Genomic DNA, 26,203 nt, shown 5'->3' with positions numbered 1-26,203 from the left:
CGGCGGTCAGGGCGGTCAGGCGGTCAGGGCGGTCAGGGCGGTCAGGGCGGTCAGGCGGAGGCCGGGGTGACGCGGCGGCGCGCCTCCGGGACGATGAGCGGGGTGCCGGACTGCGGGTCGGGGATGATCTCGCAGCGCAGGTCGAAGACCTGGCGGACCAGCTCGGAGGTGACGATCTCGGCCGGATCGCCCTGGGCCACGATCGTGCCGCCGCGCATGACGATCAGGTGGGTGGCGTACCGGCACGCCTGGTTCAGGTCGTGCAGCACCGCCACCATCGTCCGGCCCGCCTCGTGCAGGTCGGCGCAGAGGTCGAGCACCTCGATCTGGTGGGAGATGTCCAGGAACGTGGTGGGCTCGTCCAGCAGCAGGATGGGCGTCTCCTGCGCCAGCGCCATCGCCAGCCACACCCGCTGCCGCTGGCCGCCGGACAGCTCGTCCACGATCCGTTCGGCCAGCTCGGTGACGTCGGTGGCGCGCATGGCCTCGGTCACGGCCGCCTCGTCCGCCTTCGACCACTGCCGCATCAGCCGCTGGTGCGGGTAGCGGCCGCGGGCCACCAGGTCGGCCACGGTGATGCCGTCCGGGACGATCGAGCTCTGCGGCAGCAGCCCGAGCCGGCGCGCGACCTCCTTCGACGGCAGCGAGGTGATCACGCTGCCGTCCAGGTGGACCGCGCCCGCCTTGGGCTTGAGCATCCGGGCCAGGGCCCGCAGCAGGGTGGACTTGCCGCACGCGTTCGGGCCGATGATCACGGTGAAGGACGCGTCGGGGATCGCCACGCTGAGGTCCGTGGCCACGACCCGCTGGTCGTAGGCGAGGGTCAGGCCGGTGCCGGACAGACGCGCATCGGGCATCAGTGACGGTCCTTTCGCAGGAGCAGGGCGAGGTACGTGCCGCCGATCGCGGCGGTCAGCACGCCGACGGGAAGCTGGGTCGGGGCCAGCAACCGCTGGGCGGCCAGGTCGGCGCCGGTCAGCAGCACGGCGCCCATCAGCGCCGAGGCGCCCATGGTGACGCCGGGGGAGCGGGTGAGCCGCCGGGCGAGCTGCGGGGCGGCCAGCGCCACGAAGATGACCGGCCCGGCGGCGGCGGTGGCCACCCCGGACAGCAGCACGCCGGCCGCGATGGCGAGGGCCCGCACCGGCTCGACCCGGACGCCCATCGCCCTGGCCGCGTCGTCGCCCATCTCGATCATGCGCATCGGGCGGGACAGGAGCACGCACACCGGCGCCAGCACGGCCAGCGCCAGCGCCACCGGGATCGCGTGGTCCCAGCCGCGCCCGCTGAGGCTGCCGGTCAGCCAGGCCCCGGCGGTGGCGGCGTCGTTGATGTTGGCCCGGGTCAGCAGGTACGAGTTGACCGCCAGCAGCAGCGCGTTGGCCCCGATGCCGACCAGGACCAGCCGGTAGCCCTGGACGCCGCCGCGGAAGGCCAGCCCGTACACCAGGGCGGCGGTGAGCACGCAGCCGGCCATCGCGCCGCCCGCGATCGTCATGGCCGAGCCGCCCGCGACGACCGCGAGGATGCCGCCGGTCGAGGCGCCTGCGGTGAAGCCGATGAAGTCGGGGCTGCCGAGCGGGTTCCTGGTGAGCGACTGGAAGATCGCCCCGCTCAGCCCGAACGCCGCGCCGACCAGCAGCCCGGTCACCACGCGCGGCGCGCGCAGCTTGCTCACGATGAGCTCGGCGACCGGCGGGCCCTGGCCGAACAGCGCCTGGACGATGTCCGGCACGGGCACGGTGAACTCGCCCGTCGCCAGCGCGGCCACGGTGACCGCGAGGCCGATCAGGACCAGGCAGACGCTCACGAGCAGGGCGCGCGGCGCGAGCCGTACCGAAAGGGGGCCGATGCGGACGTTCACAGCGCCGCCACCCGCCTGCGCCGGGCCAGCAGGATGAAGATCGGCGCGCCGATCACCGCCCACACGATCCCCACCTGCACCTCTCCCGGCCGGGCGATGAGCCGGCCCACCACGTCGGCGCCGAGCAGCAGCACCGGCGCGGCCAGCGCCGAGTACGGCAGCACCCACCGCTGGTCCGGCCCCACCAGGGCGCGCACCGCATGCGGCACGATCAGCCCCACGAACCACAGCGGCCCGGCGGCCGCGGTCGCCGCCCCGCACAGCAGCGTGACGGCCACGCCGGTCAGCGCGCGGGTGCGGCCGATCGAGACGCCGAGCGCGCGCCCCGCGTCGTCGCCGAGCGCGAGCGCGTTGAGCGGCCGGGCCAGCGCCAGGCCGAGCGCCAGCCCGGCCACCATGAACGGCGCCAGCCGTACCAGCACGTCGGAGGTCTGCCCGGCCAGCGACCCGGTCAGCCAGAACCGCATCCGGTCGAAGGACTGCTGGTCCATGCGCAGGATCGCCGAGGACAGCGCCGTGGCGACCATGCCCAGCGCGACGCCGGCCAGCGTGAGCCGGACCGGCCCCGAGCCGGCCCGCCCGGAGGAGGCCAGGGCGTGGACCATGACCGCGGCCAGCGCGGCCCCGGCGAAGGCGAACCACACGTAGACGGCGGGGTCGGTGACGCCGAACAGGCCGAGCGCCAGCGTGACGCCGAGCGCGGCGCCCTCGTTGACGCCGAGCAGGCCGGGGTCGGCGAGGGGGTTGCGGGTCAGGCTCTGCATGAGCGCGCCGGCCAGGCCGAGCGTGGCGCCCACGCCGAGGCCGAGCAGGGTGCGCGGCACCCGCAGCTCCCGGATGACGGTGTGGTCGTTGGAGCCGTCCGGCGCGAGGAAGGCGTCGATCACCGTGGGCAGCGGCACCGACCGCGCGCCGAGCGCGATGCTCGCCAGCACCATGAGGACCAGCGCGGCCAGGGTGACCACGAGCCCCGCGACGAGCACGGGGGGCCGCGCCCAGGACGGCTTCCCGACCGGCTCCCGCGCGTCCGCCGGATCCGCCGCGCGCACCGCCGTTCTCTCAGCCGGGCGCACCCGACCCCCTTCCGTCGCACTCAAACTTAGGCAAGGCTAATCTAATGGCCTAGTAACGAGGCAAGCCTATCCTTAGGAGATCTACATGTCGGGACCGGTACTGGCGCGCAGAGGATTCCTGTCGGCCACGGCAGGACTCGCGGCGGCCCTGACACTGGCGGCGTGCGGCGACGGCGGCGGCACCACGGCGGCCCCCGGGGGCTCCGCCGCCTCCACGGGCCCGGCCGCCCCCTCCGCCCAGCGCTGGACGTTCACCGACGACCGCGGCAAGAAGCTCGACCTGCCCAAGACGCCCTCCAGGGTCGTCGCCCAGGTCGGCGCCGCCGCCGCCCTGTGGGACTTCGGCGTGCGCCCCGTCGCGGTCTTCGGCCCGCACAAGCTCAAGGACGGCAGCAAGGACCCGCAGGTCGGCAACGTCGACATCACCAAGGTCCAGGGCCTCGGCAACGTCTGGGACGAGTTCAACGTCGAGCAGTACATCGCGCTCCAGCCCGACCTCCTGGTCAGCAGCATGTACGTCAAGGGCACCCTCTGGTACGTACCCGAGAAGTCCAAGGACACCATCGAGCAGGTCGCCCCGACCGCCGGCATCATGCTCACCGGCAAGAGCGCCACCGAGGTGATCGGCCGCTACGAGGAGCTGGCCAGGTCACTCGGCGCCGACATGGCCGGCGTGCCCGAGGCCAAGGCCCGCATGGAGGCCGCCACCAAGGAGCTGGCCCAGTTCAAGGACCTCAAGGTCCTCATGGTCTCCGGCGGCGCGGACGCCTTCTGGATCGTCAACCCGCCCGAGTACCCCGACATCGTGCACCTCACCTCGGCCGGCCTCAACGTCGTCACCCCGGAGAAGGTGGACGAGGGCGGCTTCTTCCAGACCCTGAGCTGGGAGAACGCCGACGAGTACGAGGCCGACGTCATCCTCTACGACACCCGTACCCAGGCGCTGAAGCCCGAGGAGATGATGAAGAAGCCCACCTTCGCCAAGCTCCCCGCCGTCAAGGCCGGCCAGCTCTACCCGTGGTCCGCCGAGGCGCCCTTCAGCTACCAGGGCTACGCCACCTTCCTGGAGGAGCTGGTGGCCAACCTGAAGAAGGCCAAGCCGCTCGGTTAGCCGCTCAGAAAACGTTCCTGACCTCGATGATCTCGGCGAGGGGGAACTCCAGGTAGTCGCCCGCCTCCTCGCACCAGGCGTCCAGCGCGCCGCCCCTGAGCTCGCCGTGGCTGATCGTGGCGGTCAGGCCGCCGGTGAGCGTGATGCCGGCGCGCACGCCCCGATCGACGACGAAACCGAGCAGGGACTGCTGCGCCGTCGGCAGGCGGGTGGCCATCCGGCCGATCACGGCCCACGTGCGCCCGCTCCGCTCGGCCTCGGCGCGGCCGGCGGCCAGCAGGCGGCGGGCGTGCTCGCGGGGGTCGGGCGGCGGCTCGGCCAGCAGGTGCGGCGGGGCCTCCAGATCGGCGCCGGACAGCTCGGCCACCTGGCCGCCGGGCAGCAGGATCAGCTTGCCCGCGCCGGGCTCGCCGACGCCGGCCGGCTCGGCGGCGCGGACGCGCCGGATGGTGATCTCGCCGGTGTCGGAGACGGGCACCGGCGCGTAGCCGGCCTCGCGCAGCGCCTCCAGCGTGCGCTCGGCCCCGGCCGCGCTGACCAGCACGGTGGGGGCGAGCAGGCGCAGGCCCAGCCGGGCCAGCCTGCGGTGGCCGGCGATCTCGGCGAGCAGGACCGGGTCGCCGGCCTGGATGACGCAGCCGACGGTGGTGACGGTGACCTCGCCGTGCCGGCGGGCGGTGTCGCGGACCAGGTATTCCAGCGGCTGCGGGACGGCGCCGACGGCGGCCAGCTCGTCGAGCAGGTCGTCGGGGTCGTGGCCGCGGTCGAGGGCGCGGCGCACGCTGTCGGCGGTGAAGCGCCACACCGAGGCGGCGCCGCGCGACTCGCGCTCGGCGACCCGGTCGAGCAGGGCGGCCAGCTCGGCCGAGGGCGGCCCGGTGACCACGGCGGTCAGGTCGGGGCCGAACAGGGCGCTGCGCCGCACGCTGGCCAGGGCCCGGGTGGCGGCCTCGACGAGCGCCGGGTCGTGCTCGACCATCGGGACGGCGTCGTCGCGCTCGTCGCCCGGGTGGGCGGTCAGGCCGGCCAGGGCGCGGCCGAGGTCGGTGAGCGCGCCGTTGGCCAGCAGGCCGAGCAGGCCGGCCTCGTCGAGCACGGCGGGCCCGCAGTCGAGCAGGAGCCGCCGGTCCAGCAGCGGGGCGTGCCAGTGGACGGCGGCGAGCAGGCCGGCGCGGTCGGCGAACGCGGTGCCGGCGGGCAGGCCGGCCAGCACCGGCAGCACCGCGCGGCGGACCAGGGCGACGGCCTGCGTGGCGTCGTCGCCGAGCACGGTGCCGTAGCGGCCGTCGGTCCTGCGCAGCGGCGAGCGCTCCATGCGCCACCAGGCCGACAGCAGCACGCGCAGCCGGGCCGCGCCCTCGTCCAGGCGCCAGCGGTCGAAGCGCTCGGTGGGCACCAGGCCGCCGGACGCCTCGTCCCAGGCCAGCAGCCGGGCGACGGTGCACACCTCCAGCAGCAGGCGCGTCTCGTCCTCGTCGCAGCCGGTCTCCTTGGCCAGCCTGCGCACCTCGCGCACGCCGACGCCGCCGTGCTTGAGCAGCGGCAGCGGGGTCTTGGAGGCGTTGTCGAGCAGGGCCGCGCAGCGCTCGACGACGTGCGGCGCGGCCAGCGTCATGAGGTGGTCGACCTCCTCGGGGTCGACGGGCAGGGTGGCGACCTCGGGCGGCTCGGGCGTGAACGGCGGGTGGTAGCCGGGGCCGCGCAGGCAGACGGCGACCTCGCGGGCGATCTCGGCGACGTGCCAGCTCGGCCGGAACAGCAGGCCGTGGTCGGCGCACCACTTCTCCGGGGTGCCGCGCACCACGAACCGGCCGCCGTCCACCGGCAGCGAGGGCCCCTCCCAGGCGAAGCGGTCGAGCAGCTCGGCGGTGCCGGCGGGGGCGTCGCGCAGCAGGGCGCGGAGCCGGTCGGCGTCGCCGAGCACCTCGGCCACGCGGCCGATCATGCGGCGCTTGTGGCCCTGGGCGGGCAGGCCGAGGTTGCGGGCCAGGGCGCGCAGGGCGTCGTTGCTGATGGTCCAGGAGTTGAGGTAGTGGTCGAGCGGCTCGCCGAGGCCGAGCGGGGCGGTCCAGTAGTGGGTCACGCCGTCGGCGAGGTGGATCACTCCGCTGTCGTCCGGCCAGGCCAGGGCGTGGTCGCAGAGCTGGTCGAGCCAGGGGGCCACCACGCCGGGCGGGGCGCCGACGAAGGCGGCCAACCGGTCGGCGGTGGGGTCGGCGACGGCCAGGGCGGCCTCGGCGAGCTGGAGGCAGGGCAGCGGCAGCCGTTGCAGGGTCCGCGTCACGGCGAGGCCGTCGCTCAGGCGCTGGGCGAGGGTGTCGAGCCGGCGCGGCCACGGCGGCGCGATGGCGTCGGGCCTGTTCGCGAGGATGCGGGCAAGCCTGTCTTCGTCAAGTGTTCGCAGCCAGCCGAGCAGGTGATCTTCCATCTGTCAGCACTCTCATGGGGTCGCGCGCGGGACTCACCGTGAGCCATGACCATCCACGGTAATGCAGATCACCCCCGGTCAGGAGAGGACTGCCCAGACGATCTTTCCGTGGGGCGCGAGTGCGGACCAGCCCCAGCGGAGGCTGAGCGATTCGACGATGTGGAGTCCGAGGCCGCCGGTGTCGAGGGGGCCAGGGTATCGCAGCACCGGAACCGAGGACCCGGGATCGGTGAAAGCGCTGGTCACCAGGGAGCCGTGGCGGACGAGGGACATGTGGACGGGGCATCCGCGGCGGGGCTCGTCCAGGCGCAGGCCGTGCCGCAGCGCGTTGGTGGCCAGCTCCGAGACCACCAGCTCCATGTTGTCGGCGAGCTCGGACAGCCCCCATCCGGTCAGGACGCCCGTGGTGAAGCTGCGGGCGGAGTGGACCGAGGCGGGGGTGGGCGGGAGCACGAACGTGGCGCTCGCGGACGGGCCTGGGGTCAGCAGGTCGCGAGCCGCCTCCGGCCACCAGCCGACCGGGGGCCACCAATCGAACGTGGTCCACTGGCTGGACGCCGTGGTGGATTGCACGTAGATCATTCTGCGCCAAACTCTCGTGCAGGTGCAAGAGCGAATGCACGTGCAGACACCCTTTGCACACGCTACGGTTGCCATCAAATGCTCAATGAGGGGGAAAGGGGATCTTGTCCGCGGTCATGATCTTTCGGCCGTGAAGTGACAGACTGTGTCGTAACGAAACGACCAAGGAGCAGCACGTGTCCATTGATCCGCCCGGTTCCGGTTCGACCGTTCGGCGCATCATGCTGGGGGCGAGTCTCAGGCGCCTGCGTGAGGCCAGCGGGCTCGACCGTGCACAGGCCGGATTCCACATCCGGGCTTCCGAGTCCAAGATCAGCCGCATGGAGCTCGGGCGCGTCGGTTTCAAGACACGTGACGTGGAAGACCTGCTCACCTTGTACGGCGTCGTGGACGATGCCGAACGCCGAGCCCTGCTGGAGATGGTTCGCGAGGCCAACACCCCCGGGTGGTGGCACAAGTACTCCGCCGAGCTGCCCTCATGGTTCACGACGTACGTGGGCCTGGAGGAGGCCGCGAGCGTGATCCGTACCTATGAGGTGCAGTTCGTGCCCGGCCTGCTGCAGACGGCCGCGTACGCGCGATCGGTCTACGAGCTGGGCAACCCCGACGCTGGCCCGGACAGAATCGAGCGCCGCGTGCACATGCGCATGCAGCGCCAGGAGCGCTTCACCCAGAAGGACGGCCCGAAGTTGTGGGCGGTCATCGACGAGGCGGCGCTCATGCGGACCATCGGCGGGCGGGAGGTCATGCGCGAGCAGCTCCAGCATCTGCTGGAGGTCGCCGCCCTGCCCAACATCACGATCCAGGTGATGCCCTTCAGGTACGGCAAGCACGCCGCCGAAGGGGGTGCGTTCAGCATCTTGCGGTTTCCCGAGTCCGACTTGTCGGACGTTGTCTACGTCGAGCAGCTCTGGGGTGCCCTGTACCTGGACAAGCGTGAGGACATCGATCCGTACCTCACGGCCATGGAGCAGTTGTGCGTGGAGAGCACCACGCCAGGGGGCACCGTCGAGCTCATCGGCGGTCTTCTCAGAAAGATGTAGATGAACCAGACCTACAACGGCATGCCCGCGACCGACCTGACCGAGGTCGCGTGGCGCAAGAGCCGCTACAGCAACTCGCAGGGCAACTGCGTCGAGCTCGCGGAGCTGCCCGACGGCGGGATCGCGGTGCGCAACTCGCGCTTCCCCGACGGCCCCGCGCTCATCTATACCCGTGACGAGATCCGGGCCCTGGTGCTCGGGGTCAAGGACGGCGAGTTCGACGGCCTGCTCGTCTGACCCCTTCCCCGTCCGGAATCGTCCTCATTTAACACGCTGTTAGCATCCGGCGCGCCCGCTTAACGGCGGCGCGCCGACGGCGTAACCGCCCGGCCTCGTCGACCGGCCAGGATTCGGCTCATGCTCGATCAGATGACGCTGTATCCGATCGCCGACGACGTGCTGTTCGCGCCGGGCGGCAAGGTCGTGATCCGCACATATGGGGTCGCGCCCGCCGCCACGGGCGCCGCGGTCTCCTACCGGACCTGGGTGACCGGCATCCGCGACCAGCCCCGCTACTGGCACTGGGGCCACTTCGAGGACGCCGCCTCCGGGCACCGCCGGGTGCTGGAGTGGCTCACCGGCCGGGGACCGCAGCCTTCCCAGGCGCCCGCCTGACGGCTATCGTCATGCCAAGCAACCGCTTGGTAGAGGAGGCGGCGAGTGCGGCGCGCGATCCACCTGCTCGAAGAGGTCGACTTCCGGCCGATGAACTCCCGGCGGCCGCTGGACTACCTGACCTGGCTGACGGCGTACAAGCGGGAGGACCGCTCGCGCGAGGCGCCCGAGCTCACCGCGGGCACGTCCATCAGGTCGCGCGAGATCGACCTCGTCGGCGCCTTCTACGCCGTCGGCATCACCGGCCACCCGCAGTTCAAGGCCGTCACGCTCTGGGACTGCCACGGCGGGTGGGACGGCGGCTGGCGGCAGATGATGGAGATCTACCGCGGGGTGGACGAGCGGCTGTTCCTGTCCGACATCGACGACGTGCGCTTCTCCGCCTTCTCCCGGCCGCTCGGCGCCGCGCCCGGCTGCCCGCCGCTGGCCGGGGCGCCGGCCGCCGAGCTGTTCCTGTTCGAGAGCGCCCGCGTCCGGCCCGGCGCCGCGCTCGACTACCTCGCCGCCGTGCGCGCCGAGCGGGCCCCGCTGCTGGCCGAGCACGGGCACACCCTGACCGGCCTGTACGAGGTGCTGTTCTGCGACACCGAGGCGGTCACGCTCTGGGCCGTCTCGCTCGACGACCACCTGGCCACCCAGCGGGCCCGCGACGCCGCCCTGGGCCTCGACGACGAGGTCGCGCCCGATTCCCGGCTGCTCGACTGGGCAAAACGGGCGCGCGACTATCTCGACGGCCCCTGGCGTGAGACGCTGCTGGCACCGTTCCCCGGCTGCCGGCTGGCACCCGGGAGCCCGCAGGGCCAGCCGCTGGCCTAGCGTCGGTCGCGGAGGTGGCCATGACGGACGCGTACCCCTTCGACGGGTGGACCGCCGACGACCACGTCGCCGCGTGCCCGCACTGCAGGGCGGCGATCGCGCTGCTCGACCAGTCGGCGCCGGCGCCGGCGCCGGCGCCCCCGCCCACGCTGCGCGAGGCGGTGCTGTCCAAGGCGCGCCGGCGGCGCAGCCCCGCCCTGCTGGGGGTGGCCACCGTCGCGGTGCCCTACGCCGAGCAGGTGGCGCTCATGGACGACCTGCTGGGCGGCCTGCGCGGCGAGCAGTGGGACGCCCCGGTCCCCCGGCACGGCACGGTCGCCGGCCTGGTGGAGCACCTGATGGCCAACGACGCCGTCGTCGCCCGCTTCATGGGCGCCCCGCCCGTCACCCTGTCCGCCGCCCCGTCCGCCGCCGTCCCGCCCGCCGTCCTCGCCGGGGGCGCAGCGGGCACGCAGCGGCGCTGGCGCGAGCAGGCCGGCGTCCTGCTCGAACGCGTCTCGGCCGGCACCGAGGTGCTGCTCGGCGTCGAGGTGGCGCTGGCCGGCGCCCGCCCGTCCCGCGCGCCGCTGCGCCAGGCCCTCGTCCAGCGCACGTTCGAGACCTGGACGCACGCCGACGACATCAGGGCCGCCACCGGCCGCTCCCGGGCCGCGCCGCGCGACGGGCACGTGCGCCTGATCGCCGAGTTCGGGCTGGCGCTGCTGCCACGCGCGTTCAAGGGCCCGCGCCGGGGGGTCTCGGTGACCGTGGTGCTCACCGGCCCCGGCGGCGGCACCTGGACGATCCCGCTGTCGCCCGCCTCCGACCACGTGGCCGTGCTCGTCTCGGCCGACGCCGTGGACTTCTGCCGGCTGATGGCCGGGCGGTGGCCGCCCGACGCCTTCCCGTACGCGGCGGAGGGCGACCCCGCGCTCGCCCGCGACCTGGTCCGGGCCGCCTCGACGTTGGGATGTGACTGATGGCGGACGGCGACCTGCGCGCCCGGCTGGCCGCGGGCGACCTCGACGCGCTGGCCTCGGCCTACGACGAGCACGGCGCCCACGTGTACGGCGTCGCGATGACGGTCACCGGCAGCCGCGAGCACGCCGAGGAGGTCACCCAGGACGTGTTCGTCTCCCTGTGGGAGCAGCCCCTGGCCTACGACCCCCGCCTCGGCTCGCTGCGCGGCTGGCTGGTCGGCAGGGCCCTGCACGAGTCGGCCCTGCGCGTACGGGTCAGCGGATGAGGGCTCCCGGCCTGCCGTGAAGGGCGTCAGCAGGCCGGGACGATCGGCGCGTTCCAGGCCAGCAGCACCGGCTCGTCGTGCTCGTAGCCGAGCCGCGAGTAGGTGCCGGTGTCCAGCTTGAGCAGCCTGCCGCCCTCCGGCTCCAGCCCGAGCCACCGCGCGGCCAGGACGCGCAGGAAGTGCCCGTGCGCCACCAGCGCCACCCGCCCCTCCGCCGCCCGGGCCCGCTCGATCACCCGGTCGGCGCGCGCGCCCACCTCGGCGGCGCTCTCGCCGGGGTGGTCGGCGTCGCCGGGCACCACGCCGTCGCGCCACAGGTACCAGCCGGGACGGGTCTCGCGGATCCGCGGCGTGGTGATGCCCTCGTAGCCGCCGTAGTCCCACTCCCACAGGTCGGGGTCCACCTCGTAGCCGTCCAGGCCGGCCAGCTCCGCCGTGCGGCGCGCGCGCCGGGCCGGGGAGACCAGCACCAGGTCGAAGCCGGCCCTCTTGACCAGCGGGGCCAGCGCCCTGGCCTGCTCCTCGCCGTGCTCCGTCAAAGGCAGGTCCGTGCGTCCGGTGTGCTTGCCCGCCTTGCTCCACTCGGTCTCACCGTGCCGGAGCAGCAGCATCTCGTTCATGCCTCCATCATTCCTGACGGTTGACCTCAACCAAGCTTGAGGTAGCAGGGTGGACGGCATGGACGCCATCAGACTGCACGCGTACGGGCCCGCCGCGAACCTCCGCCTGGAAACCCTTCCCGACCCGCTGCCGGGACCGGGAGAGGTGCGCATCGCCGTGCGCGCCGCCGGGCTGCACTTCATCGAGACCCTGCTCCGCCAGGGCAAGGGCGTGGGGCCGCACCCCGCGCCCGCCCTGCCCGCCGTGCTCGGCTCGGAGGTGGCCGGCGTGGTGGAGTCGGCGGGCGAGGGCGTGCCCGCGGAGCTGGTGGGCCGGCGGGTGGTGACGGCCGGGACCGGCTCCGGCGGCTACGCCTCGCTCGCCGTGGCCCCGGCCGGCTCCCTGACCGAGCTGCCCGGCTCCCTGGACTTCGGCGCGGCCGTCGCGATGATCACCACCGGCGCGACCGCGCTCGGCCTGCTGGAGCTCGCCCCCGTCGGCCCCGGCGACGTGGTGCTGGCCACGGCGGCGGCCGGCGGCGTCGGCACGCTGCTCGTGCAGCACGCCCGCCGCGCCGGCGCGCGGGTGGTGGGCGCGGCCGGCGGCCCGGCCAAGGCCGCGCGGGTCGCCGGGCTGGGCGCCGACCTGGCCGTGGACTACCGGCAGCCCGGCTGGGACAAGCTGGTGCGGGAGGCGTTCGGCGAGGTCGGCGTGGTCTTCGACGGGGTGGGCGGGGAGCTGGGGCGGGCCGCGTACGGGCTGCTCGGCGGGGGCGGGCGGTACGTGATGTTCGGCTCCGCGTCGGGGGAGTGGTTCGCCCCGGGCGCGGAGGAGGCCGCCGGCCGGGGGATCCGGGTGCTCGACGGCATCGGCCACCTGCTGGGGCGCGACAGGGGCATGGCCGACCTGCGGGCCCTGGCGCTGGAGGCGGCGGCGGAGGGCCGGCTGACGCCGGCGGTGCAGGCGTTCCCGCTGGCCGAGGCGGCCGCGGCGCACGCGGCGCTGGAGGGCAGGGACACCGTGGGCAAGGTCATCCTGGTGCCGTAGCCAGCTCCTCGGCGGCGGCGGTGAAGGCGGGCAGGTCGCGCTCGTGGTGGACGACGAAGTAGGACACGCCGTGCTCGTCGCGCCAGTGGCGCAGCTTGTCGGCGATGTCGCGGGGGGTGCCGAGGAGGACCTGGGGCGTCCCGTCCAGCGCCGAGCTGTCGGCCGCGCTCCAGGGCTCCTCCGCCTTGCGCTCGCCCACCTGCATGACGCTCGTGCCCAGCTCCAGGCGGTCGTAGCGGTCGCCGGCCGCCGCCCGCACGTGGCGCAGCTTGGCCAGGAACGCCTCCAGGCCGCCGTCGCGGGCGTCGGGGCCGCCGCCGTCGGGGCGTACCCGGGTGCCGATGTTCACCACGTCGGCCTGCTCGGCCGCCAGGCGCAGCACGCGCGGCCCGCCGCCGCCGAGCAGCAGCGGCGGGTGCGGGCGCTGCACGGGCCTGGGCCGCTGGTCGAGCCCGCCGAGGCGGTAGTGCCGGCCGGTGAAGCGGAACGGCCCGCCCGCCCACAGGCCCTTGAGCACGGCGACGGCCTCGCGCAGCCGCTCGACGCGGACCCCGGGCGGCTCCAGCGCCAGCCCGGCCCCCGCGTAGTCGGCCGCCATCCAGCCGGTGCCGAGCCCGACCTCCAGCCGCCCGCCGGACAGCAGGTCCAGGGTGGCCGCCTCCTTGGCCAGGACGGCGGGGTGGCGGAAGTCGTTGGCGAGCACCAGGGTGCCGACGCGCAGCCGCTCGGTGGCGCAGGCGGCGGCGGTGAGCGCGGCGAGGGGCGCGAGGCGCGTCCCGGTCAGGTGGTCGGGCACCAGCAGCACGTCGAACCCGGACGCCTCCAGCCGGCGGGCCTTGTCGGCCCACGCCCTGCCGGACTCCGCCTCGCGGAGCACGGCCCCGAACCTGAACGGCCGCACGGCCCCTCCCGGTTTTGAGCAAGCGCTTGTGTAGAGACTGTAGCGCGGCCCGGGCGGGGGCCGCGCGATTACTTCTTACCAAGCGCTTGTTCAGGTGCCAGACTGGGGCGCATGGAGATCCCCGTGCGCGAGGTCGCCGACGACGAGGCGGCCTTCTTCCACGAGCACGGCTGGGTGCGGCTCGGCCGGCTCATCGACCCCGGCGCCGCCGCCGGGCTGCGCGAGCGCGCCCTCGCCCACCTGGCCGGCCGGGAGCGGAGCGGGCGGACGCCGGTGGACCGGGCGTTCGGCCAGTCCAGGGACGTCGCGGCCGGGGACGAGCACTTCGCCGCGCTGGCCCTGAGCCCCCGGATGGGCCGCAACGCCACCCGGCTGCTGCACGGCGTGCGCGCGGTACGCGTCCAGGTCACCAACCTCCTGGTCAAGGAGGCGGGCGAGCACGGCGCCACCCAGTTCCACCAGGACTTCCCCTGGATGCCGATGGACCGCTCAGCCATGCTCACCGTCTGGCTGGCGCTCGCCGACGTGCCCGCCGACATGGGCTCCCTGCGCTTCTACGACGGCTCCCACCGCTACGGCCTGCTCGGGCGCAGCTTCGTACGGCCCGGCGACGACCAGCTCAGCCAGCACCCGTGGCTCAAGGAGCTGGAGCTGTCGCCGCCGCTCGACCTCAGGGCCGGCGACGCGACCGCGCACCACGCGCTGACCGTGCACGGCGCGCCCGCCAACCGGCACGACCGGCCGCGGCTGTCGTTCACCGTCACCTACTTCGACGCCGACGCCCTCTACACCGGGCTGCCCTACCGGCAGACCGACGGGCTCGGACTGGAGGTCAACCGGCCCTTCGAGCACGAGAGGTTCCCGTGCCCGAGACCGTGACGGGGCCGGTCGCCGACCTCGGGGCGACCCTCATGCACGAGCACGTCTTCGGGCTCAGCCCGGAGATCCTGTGGAACTGGCCGGACATCCCCGAGGGCTGGGACCCCGAGCCGCGGGCCCGGGAGGCGGCGGCCAAGCTCGACGCGCTCAAGGCCGAGGGCATCGACACCATCGTGGACCTGACCGTGGTGGGGCTCGGCCGCCACCTCCCCTCGGTGCAGCGGGTGGCCGAGCTGACCGGCCTCACCATCGTGGCCGCGACCGGGCTCTACACCTACGACGCGCTGCCGCCGTACTTCGCCAACCGGGGGCCGGGCTCGCTGTTCGGCGGGCCGGACCGGCTGGCCGAGTTCTTCGTCCGCGACCTCACCGAGGGCATCGGCAGGACCGGCGTCAAGGCCGCCATGCTCAAGTGCGCCTCCGACCACCTCGGGATGACCAAGGGCTGCGAGCGGGTGTTCCGGGCGGTCGCCGAGGCGCACCTGGAGACCGGCGCGCCGATCACCACCCACTCGCACAGCGCCTCCCGGGGCGGGCTGGAGCAGCAGCGGCTGCTCGTCTCGCTCGGCGTGGACCCGGGACGGGTGGTGATCGGGCACGCGGGCGACTCGGCGGACCTGGCGTACCTGGAGGAGCTGATCGCGGGCGGGTCCTATCTGGGCATGGACCGCTTCGGCATCGACACCATCGCGCCGTTCGAGCAGCGGGTGGCCGTGGTGGCGGAGCTGTGCGCGCGCGGGCACGCCGGCCGGATGGTGCTGGGCCACGACTCGTACTGCTTCAACGACCGCTTCGACGCCGAGGTCGTCCGCCGCCGCCACCCGAACTACCACCTGCTGCACATCCCCCGCGACGTCCTGCCCGAGCTGCGCGAGCGGGGCGTCACGGACGGCCAGATCCATCAGATGCTCGTCGGCAACCCGCGGGAGATCCTCCGATGACCCCCTCTGACTTCGACGTCGGCGCGGACTGGCACGTCGCGGACCCGTACCCGTTCCTGGCCAGGCTGCGGCGCGAGGCGCCGGTGTTCTGGAGCGAGCACCTGCGGGCCCACGTCCTGACCCGCCACGCCGACGTGCGGGCCGCCTACGGCGACCCCCGGCGCTTCTCCTCCCGGGGCTCGCTGACGATCTCCCGCAGCCTGACCGCCGAGACCCGGGCGAAGCTGGGCGAGCACGGCTCGTTCCTGTCCAGCTTCGTCGCCAACGTGGACCCGCCCGACCACACCCGGCTGCGCCGGTCGGTGTCGCGGGCGTTCACGCCGCGCGCGGTCGCCGCCCTGCGGGAGACCTTCCAGCGGCTCAACGAGGACCTCCTCGACCGGCTCGCCCCGCGCGGCACGGCCGACTTCGTGGCCGAGATCGGGCACGAGCCGTCCGTCAGGCTGACCGCCCGCTTCATCGGCGTGCCGGAGGCCGACGAGGCGTTCGTGCAGGCGCGCGTCAAGGACTGGTTCCAGCTCTTCCTGTCGCCGCAGCCGCCCGCCCGCCAGCTCGAACTCGCCGAGGGCTTCCTCGCCTATCTCGACTACGTGGACCGGCTCGTCGCCGCCCGCGCCAAGGCCCCGCGCGACGACTTCACCTCCCTCATGACCTCGCTCATCGGGGACGAGCTGACGCACCGCGAGGTCGTCGAGCTGATCTCCACGATCCTGCTCGGCGGCAACGACACCGTCCCCAACCAGCTCGGCAACGCCGTGCTGCGGCTGCTGCGGGAGGGCGCCTGGCCGGTGCCGCCGCCGCTGACCGGCGCCGCCGCCGAGGAGTGCATGCGCATCGACGGCGCCTCGCTCGGCTCGTTCCGGTACGCCGCCGAGGACGTCACCCTGCACGGCGTCACCATTCCGCGCGGCGCCCTGGTCCTGCTGTCCACCGACTCCGCCGGGCACGACGAGAGCGTCTTCCCCGAACCGGAGCGCTTCCGCGCCGGGCGGCCCAACGCCGCCGACCACCTGGTGTTCGGCTACGGCATCCACTTCTGCGTGGGCGCGGCGCTGGGCCGGCTGCAACTGCGGACCGCGCTGGAGGTGCTCGGCCGGCGCCTGCCCCGGCTGCGGCTGGTGCCGGGGGAGCCGATCGCCTACCGCAGGTCGCTGGTGGGGCGTGGGCTGACGGCGCTGCGGGTGGAGTGGTGACGGGCGAGCACCCGCGCGGGTGTGCCGCGCCGGCTCCCCTCCCGTCCCTCCCCTCCCGTCCCTCCTCGTCCGGAAAATCCGTCCCCCGTGCAGGCGTGCATGCGTCCAGATGTGGGAGGTATGGGCAGTGAGGTGACTTTAGTAGGGATGTGGGAGGTTTCATGGAGCCGGTGGCGGTCGGGCTGGTGGGTGCGGGGCCGTGGGCGCGGATGGCGCACGCGCCCATGCTGGCCAAGGGCCCGCACACGCGCCTCGCGGGCGTCTGGGCCCGGCGCCCCGAGGCGGCGGCCGAGCTGGGCGCCCCGGTGTACGAGCGCGTCGAGGAGCTGTTCGACCACTGCGAGGCGGTGGCGTTCTGCGTGCCGCCCGCCGTCCAGGCCGAGCTGGGCGTCCTGGCCGCCCGCGCGGGCAAGGCGCTGCTGCTGGAGAAGCCGCTGGCCGACTCGCTCGACGGCGCGCGCCGGCTGGCCGACGCCGTGGCCGAGGCGGGCGTGGCCAGCCAGATGGTGCTGACCCTGCGCTATGCCGTACAGACCAGGACGTTCCTGGCCAGGTGCGGCGAGATCCAGCCGTTCGGCGGCCACGCCGCCAACATCTCCGGCGCCCTGCTCGGCGACCATCCCTTCGCCACCCCCTGGCGGCTGGAGCGCGGCGCGCTGCTCGACGTCGGCCCGCACGTGATCGACCTGCTGGACGCGGCGCTCGGCCCGGTGAGCGGGGTGCGCGCGCACGGCGATCCGTTCGGCTGGGTGGGGCTGCTGCTGGAGCACGAGGGCGGCGCGGTCTCGGAGGCGTCGCTGTGCATGGCGGCCGTCGGCGACCTGCCGCCCGCCACGTTCGCCGTGTACGGCCGCACCGGCAACGCCGTCCTGCTGCCCTTCGACGACGACCCCCTGGACGCCGTCGCCGAGGAGTTCGCCAGGACGGTCAGGGCCGACGGCGGCCACCCGCTCGACGCCGCCCACGGCCTGCGCCTCCAGCGGATCATCACCACCGCGGAGGCCCAGCTCAAGGAGTGACCCCGGCCTCTTCCCCCGGCGCGTCAGGGCGCTGCCGGCCTCCTCCGGCGTGAGGGCGGGCTGTCCCGAGGGCGCCGGTGCCCTCCCTTGACGCGGAGGTCGTCCGGGGGATTGATAGCGTTTGTCCGATGCGCAGGGCGCAGCGAAGTCCGGTGCGAGTCCGGCGCTGTCCCGCAACTGTCACAGCCAGGTCGCCTGCCTCTGCGCTGACGCCATCAACCCTCGTGGAAAAGGGTGATCCGTCGCTTCTACGCGGGTCTCTCGGTTCCGACAGTGTGAAAGGATCTCTCGTGAGGCCCGTACGCACGGCCTTCGCGGGCGCGCTGCTGGGAACGCTGGTGCTGGCCGGATGCGGCCAGACCGGCGGCACCCCCGCCACGTCCGCCCCCGCCACGTCCGCCCCCGCCACCTCCGCCCCCGCCGCCTCCTCCTCAGGGGAGGGCTTCCCGGTCACCGTCGAGGCGGGCAACGGCCGGGTCACCATCGCCAAGAAACCCGAGCGCATCGTCTCCCTCTCGGCCACCCACACCGAGACGCTGTTCGCCATCGGCGCCGGCCCCCAGGTCGTCGCCGTGGACAACCAGTCGAACCACCCCGCCGAGGCCCCCAAGACCGACCTGTCCGGCTTCAAGCCGAACGTCGAGGCCATCGTCGCCAAGAAGCCCGACCTCGTCATCGTCTCCGACGACCTGGACAAGGTCGTCGCCGAGCTGGGCAAGGTCGGCGTGCCCGTGCTGCTGGAGCCGGCCGCCAAGACCCTCGACGAGGCGTACGAGGAGATCGCCGAGCTGGGCGCGGCCACCGGCAACAAGGCCAAGGCCGACGAGGTCGTCACCGGCATGAGGACGACCATGGACAAGCTGGCCGCCGAGGCGCCCAAGGACAAGAAGCTCACCTACTACCACGAGCTCGACCAGACGCCGTACGCCGCCACGTCCCAGACGTTCATCGGCCAGGTGTACGCCCTGTTCGGCCTCACCAACGTCGCCGACCAGGCGCCCAAGGCGGCGGGCGGCTACCCCAAGCTGTCGGCCGAGTTCGTGGCCCAGGCCGACCCCGACCTGATCTTCCTGGCCGACGTCAAGTGCTGCGGGCAGAACAAGGAGGCCCTGGCCAAGCGGCCCGGCTGGGCGAACCTGTCGGCGGTCAAGAACGACCGGGTCGTCGAGCTCGACGACGACATCGCCTCCCGGTGGGGGCCGCGCATCGTGGACCTCGCCGAGACCATCGGCGCCGCCGTGGCCAAGGCCGGCGCGAGCTGAGCGTGACGAGGCAGGCCGGCCCGTCCAGGGCCAGACCCCTGTGGATGGCGGGCGCCCTCGGCGTGCTGGCCGTCTCCATGATCGCCGGGCTGCTCGGCGGGGCCGCTGGGATGTCGCCCTGGCAGGTGGTGCTCCAGGCCGTGGACTGGCTGCCGCTCGTCCACGTCGACTCGGGGCTCGCGCCGGTCGAGCAGGGGCTGCTGTACGAGCTGCGGCTGCCCCGCGTGCTGGTCGCCGCCGTGGTGGGCGGGCTGCTGGCGATGGCCGGCGCCGGCTACCAGGGGGTGTTCCGCAACCCGCTCGCGGACCCGTACCTGCTGGGCGCGGCGGCCGGGGCGGGCCTGGCGGCCACGGTGGCCATCGTCGCGCTGCCGGCCGTGGCCGGGAGCATTCCGGTCGCGGCGTTCGCCGGGGCCGTGGGCGGGGTGCTGCTGGCGTACGCGCTCGGCAACACGGCCGGGCGCGCCGGCGGCACGGCCACGCTGGTGCTGGCCGGCGTGGCGGTGACCTCGTTCCTGACCGCGGTCCAGACGTTCGTGCAGCAGTTCAAGGTCGAGGAGCTCCAGCGCATCTACTCGTGGATCCTCGGTGACGTCGGCGGCGGGTGGGACCAGCTCTGGCTGGTGCTGCCGTACGCGGCCGTCGCCGCCGCGCTGCTCCTGATGCACGGGCGCATGCTGGACGTGCTGTCCGTCGGCGACGAGGAGGCCGTCAGCCTCGGCGTGCGCGCCGCCCGGGTACGCCTGGTCGTGCTGCTGGCGGCCTCGCTGGCCACCGCGGCGGCCGTGGCGGTGAGCGGGCTGATCGGGTTCGTCGGCATCGTCGTGCCGCACGTGGTGCGGCGGCTGGCGGGCGGCTCGTACCGGATCGTGCTGCCGCTGTCGCTCATCGGCGGCGCGGCGTTCCTGGTGCTGGCCGACCTCATCGCCCGTACCGTCCTCGCCCCGGCGGAGCTGCCGATCGGCGTGGTGACGATGTTCGTGGGGGCGCCGTTCTTCGTGGCGGTGCTGCGGATGACCCGGCGGGCGGCCACGTGATCGAGACGCGGGGGCTGACCGTGCGGCTCGGCGAGCGGGACGTGGTCCGCGACGTCGGGCTGACCGTGCGCCAGGGCGAGTGGCTGGCGATCATCGGGCCGAACGGGGCCGGCAAGTCCACCCTGCTCAAGGCCGTCATGGGGCTGGTCGCGCACCGGGGCGAGGTCGTCCTGGACGGGCGGCCGGCCGCCGGGCTCAAGCCGCGGGCGCGGGCCCGGCTGGTGGCCTACGCGCCGCAGACGCCCGCGCTGCCGCCCGACATGTCGGTCTTCGACTACGCGCTGCTGGGGCGGACGCCGTACATCCCCTACCTGGGACGCGAGAGCGGCCACGACCGCGAGGTCACCGCGTCCGTGCTGGCCCGGCTCGACCTGACGGAGCTGGCCGCGCGGCGCGTGGGGGAGCTGTCCGGCGGGGAGCGGCAGCGGGTGGTGCTGGCCAGGGCGCTCGCCCAGCAGGCGCCCGTGCTGCTGCTCGACGAGCCGACCACCGCGCTCGACCTCGGGCACCAGCAGCAGGTGCTGGAGCTGGTGGACCGGCTGCGGCGCGCCGACGGCCTGACCGTCGTGACCACCCTGCACGACCTGACCGTGGCCGGCCTGTACGCCGACGCGCTGCTCCTGCTGGCCGGCGGGCACGCGGCCGCCTCCGGCAAGCCCGCCCAGGTGCTGACCGAGGAACTGGTGGGCCGGCACTTCGGCGCCCATGTCAAGATCGAGCCAGGGCCGGACGGGCGGCCGGTCGTGCACCTGGTGAGGGGCGGGTCATGAAGCTGACGTACCGGACGGAGGAGGGCGAGCGGCTCGGCGCGCTGCTGTGGGAGTTCGGGCCGGGTTGGCGGATGATCTCCTCCGCCGTCCTCGGCGGCGGCGTCGGGGAGCGCGCGTGGGTGCTGAACGCCCAGGTCGTCGCCGGGTACGCGCGCATGGACCCGGTGGAGCACCTGCGCTCGCTGGGGCCAGGCGGCGACGGCGTCGGCATGATGACCGCCGCCTCCGTGGACCGCTACGTCCACGCCCGCGACGGCGGCGTGGACGCCTGGGCCACCGTGGGCCTGCGCGTCCCGACCTGGGCCGCGGCCCCCGAGGGCGCCACCGACCCCGAGCTGGCCCCGATCCGGGTCGGCACCGTCAACATCGTGACCGCCCTGCCGGTCGCCGTGACCGACGCCGCCCTGGTCAACCTGGTGATGACCGTGACGGAGGCGAAGACCCAGGCCCTGGTCGAGACCGGCTACGCGGGCACGGGCACCGCCTCGGACGCGGTGTGCGTGGCCGTACGCGCGGACGGGCCGCCGGAGCTGTTCGGCGGGCCCCGCTCGGAGTGGGGCGCGCGGGCGGCCCGCGCCGTCCACGCGGCGGTCCGGCGCGGCGCCGAGGCGTGGCGAGTTCGTCACCCGAGGTGACGGGATTCGGGAAGTAGCATGTGGGCGAGGGCGAGGCTCGCGATACTGAGTGGGTGACCGCAATGGCGACGATCGAACCGACCGGCACGGTCGCCGACCTGCTCAGGTTCCCCGGCGACGGCGATCGCCACGAGCTTTTCAACGGGAGCCCGGTGGCGGTTCCCGCCCCCACGCCACGGCACCAGCGCGTGATCAGCCGCCTGCTCGTCATCCTGGAGGCCGCCAGGCCGCCCGAGCTGGAGTGCCTGACCACCGTCAACGTCAGCCCGAGCGCCGAGGACCTCTACATCCCCGACCTCGTCGTGGTGCCCGAGCAGGTGTCCGAGGCGGTGGACCTCGTGTACTCGCCCCGCGACCTGCTGCTGGCGGTCGAGGTGGTCAGTCCCGGCAGCAGGACCCAGGACCGGTCGACCAAGCTGGCGGCCTACGCCGAGGCGGGCATCCTGCGCTACTGGCGCATCGAGCCGGACGAGGGGCCGTCGCTCTACGTCTACGAGCTGGACGGCCGCTCCTACGAGGGCCCCACGGTCCACAAGGCGGGCGCCGACGTCACCCTGTCGGCACCCTTCCCCGTGACCTTCGACCCCGCCGACCTCCTGCGACCACGACGTCAGACCCCATAGTTCTCGGCCGCGTCGTCCTGGGCCGCGCCGTCCTGGGCCGCGCGCCGCGTCGTCCATGTGGCGGCTCCCCGCATGCCAGGCAGTGTCCGACGCGTCACTGAAGGTGACGGGATTCGGGGAAGTAGCATGTGGGCGAGGGCGAGGCTCGCGATACTGAGTGGGTGACCGCAATGGCGACGATCGAACCGACCGGCACGAGGCGCACGGTTCTCCCGGGTGCGCCACCGTTCACGGTCGACGACCTGCTCAAGTTCCCCGACGACGGGAACCGCTACGAGCTTTTCAACGGGAGTCTGGTAGTGAGCCCTGCCCCCAGCCTGCCTCACCAGGACACGATCTTCCTGCTGCAGATGATCCTGCACCAGGCCGCGCCGCACGACTACAAAGTGTTCACGACGGTCAATGTGCGGCCATCCGAGAAGGATCTCTACATTCCCGATCTCGTCGTGGTGCCCAGAGCCGTGGCCCGGTCCGTGCGGCTCATGCTGGCGCCCAGCGACGTCGCGCTGGTGGTGGAGGTGGTCAGCCCCAGCACCAAGACGCATGACAGGGGGACCAAGGCGGCGGCGTACGCGGCGGCGGGCATCCCTCTCTACTGGCGCGTCGAGCCGGGCGAAGGGCCGACGCTCTACGTCTACGAGCTCGACGGCGACACCTACCGCGGCCCGGTCGCGCACAAGCCTGGCACCACCGTCACCTTGTCGGCTCCCTACCCCGTCACCCTCGATCCCGCCGATCTGGTCGACGACGACTGACCGACCCCGTAGTCCTCGGCCGCGCCCCGTTCCGTGATCCGGCCGGCCGCCAGGTCGGCCAGGACGGCCGCGCGGTCCCGTTCGGACGGGGGGCCGAGGCCGCCGCCGCCCGTGGTCGCGACGACGAACGCTTCCCCGGCCGCGAACCGCACGTTGTTGACCTTGGACGCGAGCTGTTCCAGCCGCCCGTCCCGGTGCCGCCTGAAGAAGCCGCCGACGCGGCCCGGCAGGCCGCCGTCGCGGCCCGGGGGCGGCAGGCGCAGGCGGTCGCCGCGGGTCGTGACGTGGCAGTCGGCCAGGAAGCGGTAGACCGTGCGCGTGCCCAGCCCGCCCCGCCAGCGGCCCGGCCCGCCCGAGTCCGGGATCGTGGCGATCGACTCCACGACGAGCGGACAGCGGCTCTCCACCGGCTCCGCCTGCGGCACCGAGTTGCGGCCGACGCCGAAGTGCACGCCCGTCGCGTCCGGGCCGTCCAGCCCGCGCCGCGCGCCCACCCCGCCGAAGTCGTAGGACAGGTGGATCCAGTACGGCGCCCCCACCGCGGCGATCGAGAACGGCTGCAGGATGCCGCTGGCCGCGATCGCGCGCTCGGGCACCGCGTCCGACATCGCCTGGAAGACGGCCTCCATCGCGGCGTAGATCGGCACGTACCGGCCGCCGCACGGGTACGGCGAGCGGGCGTTCAGCAGGGAGCCCTCGGGCAGGCGGACCTCGACGGCGCGCAGGCAGCCGTCGTTCATGGGGATCGTCGGGTCCAGGAAGCAGCGGATCGCGAAGACGGCGGCGGCCAGGGACTGGGAGGCCGAGGCATTGATCGCCGCCGGGACCTGGGGGGCGGTGCCGGCGAAGTCCAGGACGGCCCGGCGGCCGGGTTCGAGGACGACGGCGACGCGGACGTCGTGGGACTCGCCAGGATGCAGGCCGTCGTCGTCGATCGGGTAGGCGGCGGTGAACCGGCCCGGGGGCAGCTCGGCCAGGGAGGCGCGGGTCCTGGCCTCGGTGTAGTCCAGGTAGTCCTCGACGCCCGCCGCCAGGCCCTCGGCGCCGTACTCGGCCAGCAGGGACTCCAGGCGGGCGGCGGCCACCGCCGTGCCGGCCACGAGCGCGCGCACGTCCCCCATCACCTTGTCCGGGGTACGGCTGTTGGCGCGCAGGACGGCCTCCAGGGCCGGGTCGAGGCCGCCGGCGGTGGCCAGGCGGACCGGCGGGAGCTGCAGGCCCTCCAGGAAGATGTCCGTGGCCAGCGGGGCCATCCCGCCCGCCGACAGGCCGCCCAGGTCGGAGACGTGGATCATGGTGGCGGTGAAGTACGCCGGGGCGCCCGCGACGAAGACCGGGCGGTAGACCAGCAGGTCGTTGGTGTGGACGCCGCCCCGGTAGGCGTCGTTGAGCGCGTACACCTCGCCCGGCCGCATGGTGTCCGGGGGGTGGTCGGCGAGCAGCTCGGGCAGGGCGGTACGCAGCGCCATGCTGTTCATGAGCGTGGTGGCCATGGACTGGGCGATGAGGCGGCCGCGGGCGTCCAGGACGGCGGCCGAGGCGTCGGAGCCCTCCACGATGAACGTCGAGTACGCCGAGCGCACCACCACGATGCCGGCCTCCTCGGCGGCCACGACCAGGGCGTTGCGCAGCACCTCAGCGGTCAGGGCGTCGCTCACGGGGCGCTCGCGCGGGTGAGGTGGACGGCGCCGGAGCCGACGACGAGGGCGGCGGCCCAGCCGGGCGGGACCACGATCGTGGACCCGGGGTCCTCGATGATCGCCGGGCCGGGCAGGCGGCGGCCCGGCATGCCGTCGCGGACGTGGACGGGCACCTCGACGTAGCCGCCGCACTCGGCGAAGTACGCCCGCCGCCGCCCACCCCCGCCGGACGAGGGGGGTGGGCCCGGTTGTGGTGGGCCCGGTTGTGGTGGGCCCGGCCGCGGAGGGGCGGCGCCGGTGGGGATGGCGCCGATGGGGGCGGGCCTGGTGGTGCCGGGGCCGGTGAGGGCGGGCCCGGTGAGGCCGGGCCCGGTGGTGCCGGGGCCGGTGGGGGCCGTGACGCGGACGCGGTAGCCGACCAGCTCGATCTCGCCCCGCTGCGCGATGCCGTACACCTGCCGGTACCGTCCGGCGAACCGCTCGGCGAGCACCTCGCGCGACGGCGACCACGCCACCGTCAGGTCGTGGGACTGCCCGCGGAAGCGGGCGTCCACCGAGCGCTCCACCCGCACCCCCGGGTCGGACGGCGACACCCCCAGGTCCGCCGCCGCCTCGGCCGCCAGCTCGGCGAAGATCGGCTCGGGGTCGCCCGCGTCCAGCCGGGACCGGACCCGGTCGGTGGACAGCTCCCCGGCCAGCAGCCCCGCGGCCGAGGCCACCCCGCAGTGCGCCGGCACCACCACGGTCCCGATCCCGAACCGCTCGGCCACGCGCGCCGCGTGCATGGGCCCCGCCCCGCCGAAGGCCACCAGGGCGAACCCGCGCGGGTCGATGCCGCGCTGCACCGTGACGACGTGCACGGCGGACGCCATGGCGGCGCTGACGATCTCGTGGACGGCGCAGGCCGCCGCCTCCCGGGTGACGCCCAGCGGCCCGGCGAGCCGGTCCAGGGCCTGGCCCGCCAGCGCCGGCGTCAGCGGGATCGAGGCGGAGGACAGGTAGCCGAGCACCAGGTTGGCGTCGGTGACGGTGGGCTCCGAGCCGCCGAGGCCGTAGCAGGCGGGCCCGGGGGAGGACCCGGCCGAGCGCGGCCCCACGCGCAGCGCGCCCGCGGCGTCGATCCAGGCCACGCTGCCGCCGCCGGCCCCCACCTCCGCCAGGTCGATGGCCGGGGTCTTGATCGGCACGCCGGTGCCCGCCCGCCGCCCGCCGAAGCTGCCCTTGCCGCCCACGTGGAACTCGTGCGTGATCTCCGGCCGCCCGCCGCGCACCACGCACGCCTTGGCGGTGGTGCCGCCCATGTCGAACGAGATCGCCTCCGCGAACCCGGCCCCGGCCGCCGCCAGCACCCCCGCCGCCGGCCCCGACTCGATCGTGGCCACCGCCCGCCGCGCGGCCAGCTCGGCAGAGATCACCCCGCCGCCCGACTCCATGACGTGGACGGGGGCGCGGATCCCCAGCTCGGCCAGCCGCTCGCGCAGCCGCGACAGGTAGGAGGCCATCAGCGGGCCGATGTAGGCGGACATGATGGTGGTGGTGGCGCGCTCGTACTCGCGGATCTCCGGCCACACCTCCGAGGAGGTCACCACCGCCGGCACCGTCCGGCGCAGGATCGCCGCGACCCGCCGTTCGTGCGCCGGGTTGGCGTAGGAGTGCAGCAGGCACACGGCGGCCGAGGTGATGCCGCGCCGGGCGATCCCGTCGGCCACCCGGCGCACCGAGCCGGGGTCCAGCGGTGTCAGCACCTCGCCGCGCGCCGAGACGCGCTCGGTCACCTCGAAGCAGTCCTCGGGCGCGACCGGGGGAGGGGGCGGGGTGAAGCGCAGGTCGTAGCGGTCCTCCTCGACGCGGGCGTAGCGGCCGAGCGGGACGACGTCGCGGAAGCCGGCGGTGGTGACGTAGGCGACCCGCGCCCCGGTACGTTCCAGCACCGCGTTGGTGGCCAGCGTCGTGGCGTGGACGACCCGGGTGACCTGCGCGGGGTCCCGCCCGCCGAGCGCGCGCGTAACGCCCGCCACGATTCCCGCGATGGGGTCGTAGTGGGTACTCAAGCACTTGGCCACGGCTATCGCGCCGGACGTATCACGGAGGACCACATCGGTGAAGGTGCCGCCGACATCGACGCCGATCGCGTAGGCCACCCG

General features: G+C 74.3%; 27 protein-coding genes. 18 read left to right on the top strand and 9 right to left on the bottom strand.

From position 1 onward, the window contains the following. Positions 1 to 50: 50 nt before the first annotated feature. From AB0H75_RS11305 to AB0H75_RS11295, 3 genes are read right to left on the bottom strand one after another with little or no spacing between them, the layout of a single operon-like run. Positions 51 to 857 carry an ABC transporter ATP-binding protein gene (locus AB0H75_RS11305; RefSeq protein ID WP_367794122.1) on the bottom strand — a complete coding sequence of 269 codons (807 nt, stop codon included), beginning with the start codon at positions 855 to 857 and terminating at the stop codon, positions 51 to 53. After that, a complete protein-coding gene (locus AB0H75_RS11300) occupies positions 857 to 1,864 on the bottom strand; it encodes a FecCD family ABC transporter permease (RefSeq protein ID WP_367794119.1) in 1,008 nt (335 codons plus the stop codon). The genes AB0H75_RS11305 and AB0H75_RS11300 overlap by 1 nt, the downstream gene beginning before the upstream one ends. Continuing rightward, complete coding sequence (locus AB0H75_RS11295) at positions 1,861 to 2,937, bottom strand: FecCD family ABC transporter permease (protein WP_367794116.1); 1,077 nt, start codon at positions 2,935 to 2,937, stop codon at positions 1,861 to 1,863. The genes AB0H75_RS11300 and AB0H75_RS11295 overlap by 4 nt, the downstream gene beginning before the upstream one ends. 85 nt (positions 2,938 to 3,022) lie before the next feature. On the opposite strand from AB0H75_RS11295, the gene AB0H75_RS11290 reads away from it, so the two are divergent. After that, positions 3,023 to 4,048: an ABC transporter substrate-binding protein gene (locus tag AB0H75_RS11290; protein ID WP_367794113.1), complete on the top strand. Its 1,026-nt coding sequence runs from the start codon at positions 3,023 to 3,025 to the stop codon at positions 4,046 to 4,048. A gap of 4 nt (positions 4,049 to 4,052) precedes the next feature. On the opposite strand, the gene AB0H75_RS11285 is transcribed toward AB0H75_RS11290, so the two are convergent. Continuing rightward, the gene (locus AB0H75_RS11285) at positions 4,053 to 6,476 is read right to left on the bottom strand and encodes a helicase-associated domain-containing protein (RefSeq protein WP_367794110.1); all 2,424 of its coding nucleotides are present in this window, start codon (positions 6,474 to 6,476) and stop codon (positions 4,053 to 4,055) included. 78 nt (positions 6,477 to 6,554) lie between these two features. Continuing rightward, on the bottom strand, positions 6,555 to 7,058 hold the full coding sequence (locus tag AB0H75_RS11280) for an ATP-binding protein (protein ID WP_367794107.1): 504 nt from the start codon (positions 7,056 to 7,058) through the stop codon (positions 6,555 to 6,557). 221 nt (positions 7,059 to 7,279) lie between these two features. Here AB0H75_RS11280 and AB0H75_RS11275 point away from each other — a divergent pair, with 221 nt between their 5' ends. From AB0H75_RS11275 to AB0H75_RS11250, 6 genes are all read left to right on the top strand, one after another. Continuing rightward, positions 7,280 to 8,101: a helix-turn-helix domain-containing protein gene (locus AB0H75_RS11275; RefSeq protein WP_367794243.1), complete on the top strand. Its 822-nt coding sequence runs from the start codon at positions 7,280 to 7,282 to the stop codon at positions 8,099 to 8,101. Continuing rightward, positions 8,102 to 8,338, top strand: coding sequence for a DUF397 domain-containing protein (locus tag AB0H75_RS11270; protein ID WP_020544380.1), 237 nt, complete (start codon positions 8,102 to 8,104; stop codon positions 8,336 to 8,338). 120 nt (positions 8,339 to 8,458) lie between these two features. Next, the gene (locus AB0H75_RS11265; protein WP_367794104.1) at positions 8,459 to 8,716 is read left to right on the top strand and encodes a hypothetical protein; all 258 of its coding nucleotides are present in this window, start codon (positions 8,459 to 8,461) and stop codon (positions 8,714 to 8,716) included. Between the two features lie 45 nt (positions 8,717 to 8,761). Further along, entirely contained in the window at positions 8,762 to 9,532 is a 771-nt protein-coding gene (locus tag AB0H75_RS11260; RefSeq protein WP_367794101.1) for a hypothetical protein, read from the top strand. Positions 9,533 to 9,552: 20 nt separating this feature from the next. After that, on the top strand, positions 9,553 to 10,491 hold the full coding sequence (locus AB0H75_RS11255) for a maleylpyruvate isomerase family mycothiol-dependent enzyme (RefSeq protein WP_367794098.1): 939 nt from the start codon (positions 9,553 to 9,555) through the stop codon (positions 10,489 to 10,491). Beyond that, on the top strand, positions 10,491 to 10,757 hold the full coding sequence (locus AB0H75_RS11250; RefSeq protein ID WP_367794096.1) for a sigma factor: 267 nt from the start codon (positions 10,491 to 10,493) through the stop codon (positions 10,755 to 10,757). The genes AB0H75_RS11255 and AB0H75_RS11250 overlap by 1 nt, the downstream gene beginning before the upstream one ends. 26 nt (positions 10,758 to 10,783) lie before the next feature. Here AB0H75_RS11250 and AB0H75_RS11245 read toward each other — a convergent pair whose 3' ends face one another. Then, on the bottom strand, positions 10,784 to 11,377 hold the full coding sequence (locus AB0H75_RS11245) for a histidine phosphatase family protein (RefSeq protein WP_367794094.1): 594 nt from the start codon (positions 11,375 to 11,377) through the stop codon (positions 10,784 to 10,786). Positions 11,378 to 11,435: 58 nt separating this feature from the next. Here AB0H75_RS11245 and AB0H75_RS11240 point away from each other — a divergent pair, with 58 nt between their 5' ends. Continuing rightward, positions 11,436 to 12,404 carry a zinc-binding dehydrogenase gene (locus AB0H75_RS11240; RefSeq protein WP_367794092.1) on the top strand — a complete coding sequence of 323 codons (969 nt, stop codon included), beginning with the start codon at positions 11,436 to 11,438 and terminating at the stop codon, positions 12,402 to 12,404. Here AB0H75_RS11240 and AB0H75_RS11235 read toward each other — a convergent pair. After that, complete coding sequence (locus AB0H75_RS11235; RefSeq protein ID WP_367794090.1) at positions 12,388 to 13,305, bottom strand: TIGR03621 family F420-dependent LLM class oxidoreductase; 918 nt, start codon at positions 13,303 to 13,305, stop codon at positions 12,388 to 12,390. The two genes, AB0H75_RS11240 and AB0H75_RS11235, sit on opposite strands and share 17 nt — an antisense overlap. Positions 13,306 to 13,416: 111 nt before the next feature. On the opposite strand from AB0H75_RS11235, the gene AB0H75_RS11230 reads away from it, so the two are divergent. From AB0H75_RS11230 to AB0H75_RS11185, 10 genes are all read left to right on the top strand, one after another. Then, a complete protein-coding gene (locus AB0H75_RS11230) occupies positions 13,417 to 14,184 on the top strand; it encodes a phytanoyl-CoA dioxygenase family protein (RefSeq protein WP_367794088.1) in 768 nt (255 codons plus the stop codon). Next, the gene (locus tag AB0H75_RS11225; RefSeq protein ID WP_367794085.1) at positions 14,169 to 15,125 is read left to right on the top strand and encodes a phosphotriesterase; all 957 of its coding nucleotides are present in this window, start codon (positions 14,169 to 14,171) and stop codon (positions 15,123 to 15,125) included. The genes AB0H75_RS11230 and AB0H75_RS11225 overlap by 16 nt, the downstream gene beginning before the upstream one ends. Continuing rightward, positions 15,122 to 16,318: a cytochrome P450 gene (locus tag AB0H75_RS11220; protein ID WP_367794082.1), complete on the top strand. Its 1,197-nt coding sequence runs from the start codon at positions 15,122 to 15,124 to the stop codon at positions 16,316 to 16,318. Before AB0H75_RS11225 ends, AB0H75_RS11220 begins: the two co-directional genes overlap by 4 nt. Before the next feature lie 161 nt (positions 16,319 to 16,479). After that, positions 16,480 to 17,337 carry a Gfo/Idh/MocA family protein gene (locus AB0H75_RS11215; RefSeq protein WP_367794079.1) on the top strand — a complete coding sequence of 286 codons (858 nt, stop codon included), beginning with the start codon at positions 16,480 to 16,482 and terminating at the stop codon, positions 17,335 to 17,337. A 290-nt stretch (positions 17,338 to 17,627) separates the two neighbouring features. Beyond that, positions 17,628 to 18,599, top strand: a complete 972-nt coding sequence (locus AB0H75_RS11210; RefSeq protein ID WP_367794076.1) for an ABC transporter substrate-binding protein — start codon at positions 17,628 to 17,630, stop codon at positions 18,597 to 18,599. Between the two features lie 44 nt (positions 18,600 to 18,643). After that, the gene (locus AB0H75_RS11205) at positions 18,644 to 19,636 is read left to right on the top strand and encodes a FecCD family ABC transporter permease (protein WP_367794240.1); all 993 of its coding nucleotides are present in this window, start codon (positions 18,644 to 18,646) and stop codon (positions 19,634 to 19,636) included. Further along, complete coding sequence (locus tag AB0H75_RS11200; protein WP_367794073.1) at positions 19,633 to 20,406, top strand: ABC transporter ATP-binding protein; 774 nt, start codon at positions 19,633 to 19,635, stop codon at positions 20,404 to 20,406. Before AB0H75_RS11205 ends, AB0H75_RS11200 begins: the two co-directional genes overlap by 4 nt. Continuing rightward, positions 20,403 to 21,041: an adenosylcobinamide amidohydrolase gene (locus tag AB0H75_RS11195; RefSeq protein WP_367794070.1), complete on the top strand. Its 639-nt coding sequence runs from the start codon at positions 20,403 to 20,405 to the stop codon at positions 21,039 to 21,041. The genes AB0H75_RS11200 and AB0H75_RS11195 overlap by 4 nt, the downstream gene beginning before the upstream one ends. 62 nt (positions 21,042 to 21,103) lie before the next feature. Continuing rightward, positions 21,104 to 21,664 (top strand): Uma2 family endonuclease, encoded by a 561-nt coding sequence (locus AB0H75_RS11190; RefSeq protein ID WP_367794068.1) that lies wholly within the window; start codon positions 21,104 to 21,106, stop codon positions 21,662 to 21,664. Positions 21,665 to 21,834: 170 nt separating this feature from the next. After that, a complete protein-coding gene (locus AB0H75_RS11185) occupies positions 21,835 to 22,419 on the top strand; it encodes a Uma2 family endonuclease (RefSeq protein WP_367794066.1) in 585 nt (194 codons plus the stop codon). On the opposite strand, the gene AB0H75_RS11180 is transcribed toward AB0H75_RS11185, so the two are convergent. Together AB0H75_RS11180 and AB0H75_RS11175 are read right to left on the bottom strand one after the other, a co-directional pair. Then, positions 22,374 to 24,077, bottom strand: coding sequence for a hydantoinase B/oxoprolinase family protein (locus AB0H75_RS11180; RefSeq protein WP_367794063.1), 1,704 nt, complete (start codon positions 24,075 to 24,077; stop codon positions 22,374 to 22,376). The genes AB0H75_RS11185 and AB0H75_RS11180 overlap by 46 nt on opposite strands. Continuing rightward, positions 24,074 to 26,200 carry a hydantoinase/oxoprolinase family protein gene (locus tag AB0H75_RS11175; RefSeq protein WP_367794060.1) on the bottom strand — a complete coding sequence of 709 codons (2,127 nt, stop codon included), beginning with the start codon at positions 26,198 to 26,200 and terminating at the stop codon, positions 24,074 to 24,076. The genes AB0H75_RS11180 and AB0H75_RS11175 overlap by 4 nt, the downstream gene beginning before the upstream one ends. Positions 26,201 to 26,203 lie beyond the last annotated feature (3 nt).

Origin of the sequence: Nonomuraea sp. NPDC050783 (assembly GCF_040802095.1) — a bacterium.
Lineage (GTDB): Bacteria > Actinomycetota > Actinomycetes > Streptosporangiales > Streptosporangiaceae > Nonomuraea.
This window is presented reverse-complemented; position numbering and strand designations above follow the sequence as displayed.

Excerpts from the sequence above, each read along its gene's own strand:
- AB0H75_RS11305 (WP_367794122.1), bottom strand. The coding sequence starts at position 857 with ATGCCCGATGCGCGTCTGTCCGGCACCGGCCTGACCCTCGCCTACGAC.
- AB0H75_RS11290 (WP_367794113.1), top strand. The coding sequence starts at position 3,023 with ATGTCGGGACCGGTACTGGCGCGCAGAGGATTCCTGTCGGCCACGGCA.
- AB0H75_RS11285 (WP_367794110.1), bottom strand. The coding sequence starts at position 6,476 with ATGGAAGATCACCTGCTCGGCTGGCTGCGAACACTTGACGAAGACAGG.
- AB0H75_RS11280 (WP_367794107.1), bottom strand. The coding sequence starts at position 7,058 with ATGATCTACGTGCAATCCACCACGGCGTCCAGCCAGTGGACCACGTTC.
- AB0H75_RS11275 (WP_367794243.1), top strand. The coding sequence starts at position 7,280 with ATGCTGGGGGCGAGTCTCAGGCGCCTGCGTGAGGCCAGCGGGCTCGAC.
- AB0H75_RS11270 (WP_020544380.1), top strand. The coding sequence starts at position 8,102 with ATGAACCAGACCTACAACGGCATGCCCGCGACCGACCTGACCGAGGTC.
- AB0H75_RS11265 (WP_367794104.1), top strand. The coding sequence starts at position 8,459 with ATGCTCGATCAGATGACGCTGTATCCGATCGCCGACGACGTGCTGTTC.
- AB0H75_RS11255 (WP_367794098.1), top strand. The coding sequence starts at position 9,553 with ATGACGGACGCGTACCCCTTCGACGGGTGGACCGCCGACGACCACGTC.
- AB0H75_RS11250 (WP_367794096.1), top strand. The coding sequence starts at position 10,491 with ATGGCGGACGGCGACCTGCGCGCCCGGCTGGCCGCGGGCGACCTCGAC.
- AB0H75_RS11245 (WP_367794094.1), bottom strand. The coding sequence starts at position 11,377 with ATGAACGAGATGCTGCTGCTCCGGCACGGTGAGACCGAGTGGAGCAAG.
- AB0H75_RS11240 (WP_367794092.1), top strand. The coding sequence starts at position 11,436 with ATGGACGCCATCAGACTGCACGCGTACGGGCCCGCCGCGAACCTCCGC.
- AB0H75_RS11230 (WP_367794088.1), top strand. The coding sequence starts at position 13,417 with ATGGAGATCCCCGTGCGCGAGGTCGCCGACGACGAGGCGGCCTTCTTC.
- AB0H75_RS11220 (WP_367794082.1), top strand. The coding sequence starts at position 15,122 with ATGACCCCCTCTGACTTCGACGTCGGCGCGGACTGGCACGTCGCGGAC.
- AB0H75_RS11215 (WP_367794079.1), top strand. The coding sequence starts at position 16,480 with ATGGAGCCGGTGGCGGTCGGGCTGGTGGGTGCGGGGCCGTGGGCGCGG.
- AB0H75_RS11205 (WP_367794240.1), top strand. The coding sequence starts at position 18,644 with ATGGCGGGCGCCCTCGGCGTGCTGGCCGTCTCCATGATCGCCGGGCTG.
- AB0H75_RS11195 (WP_367794070.1), top strand. The coding sequence starts at position 20,403 with ATGAAGCTGACGTACCGGACGGAGGAGGGCGAGCGGCTCGGCGCGCTG.
- AB0H75_RS11190 (WP_367794068.1), top strand. The coding sequence starts at position 21,104 with ATGGCGACGATCGAACCGACCGGCACGGTCGCCGACCTGCTCAGGTTC.
- AB0H75_RS11185 (WP_367794066.1), top strand. The coding sequence starts at position 21,835 with ATGGCGACGATCGAACCGACCGGCACGAGGCGCACGGTTCTCCCGGGT.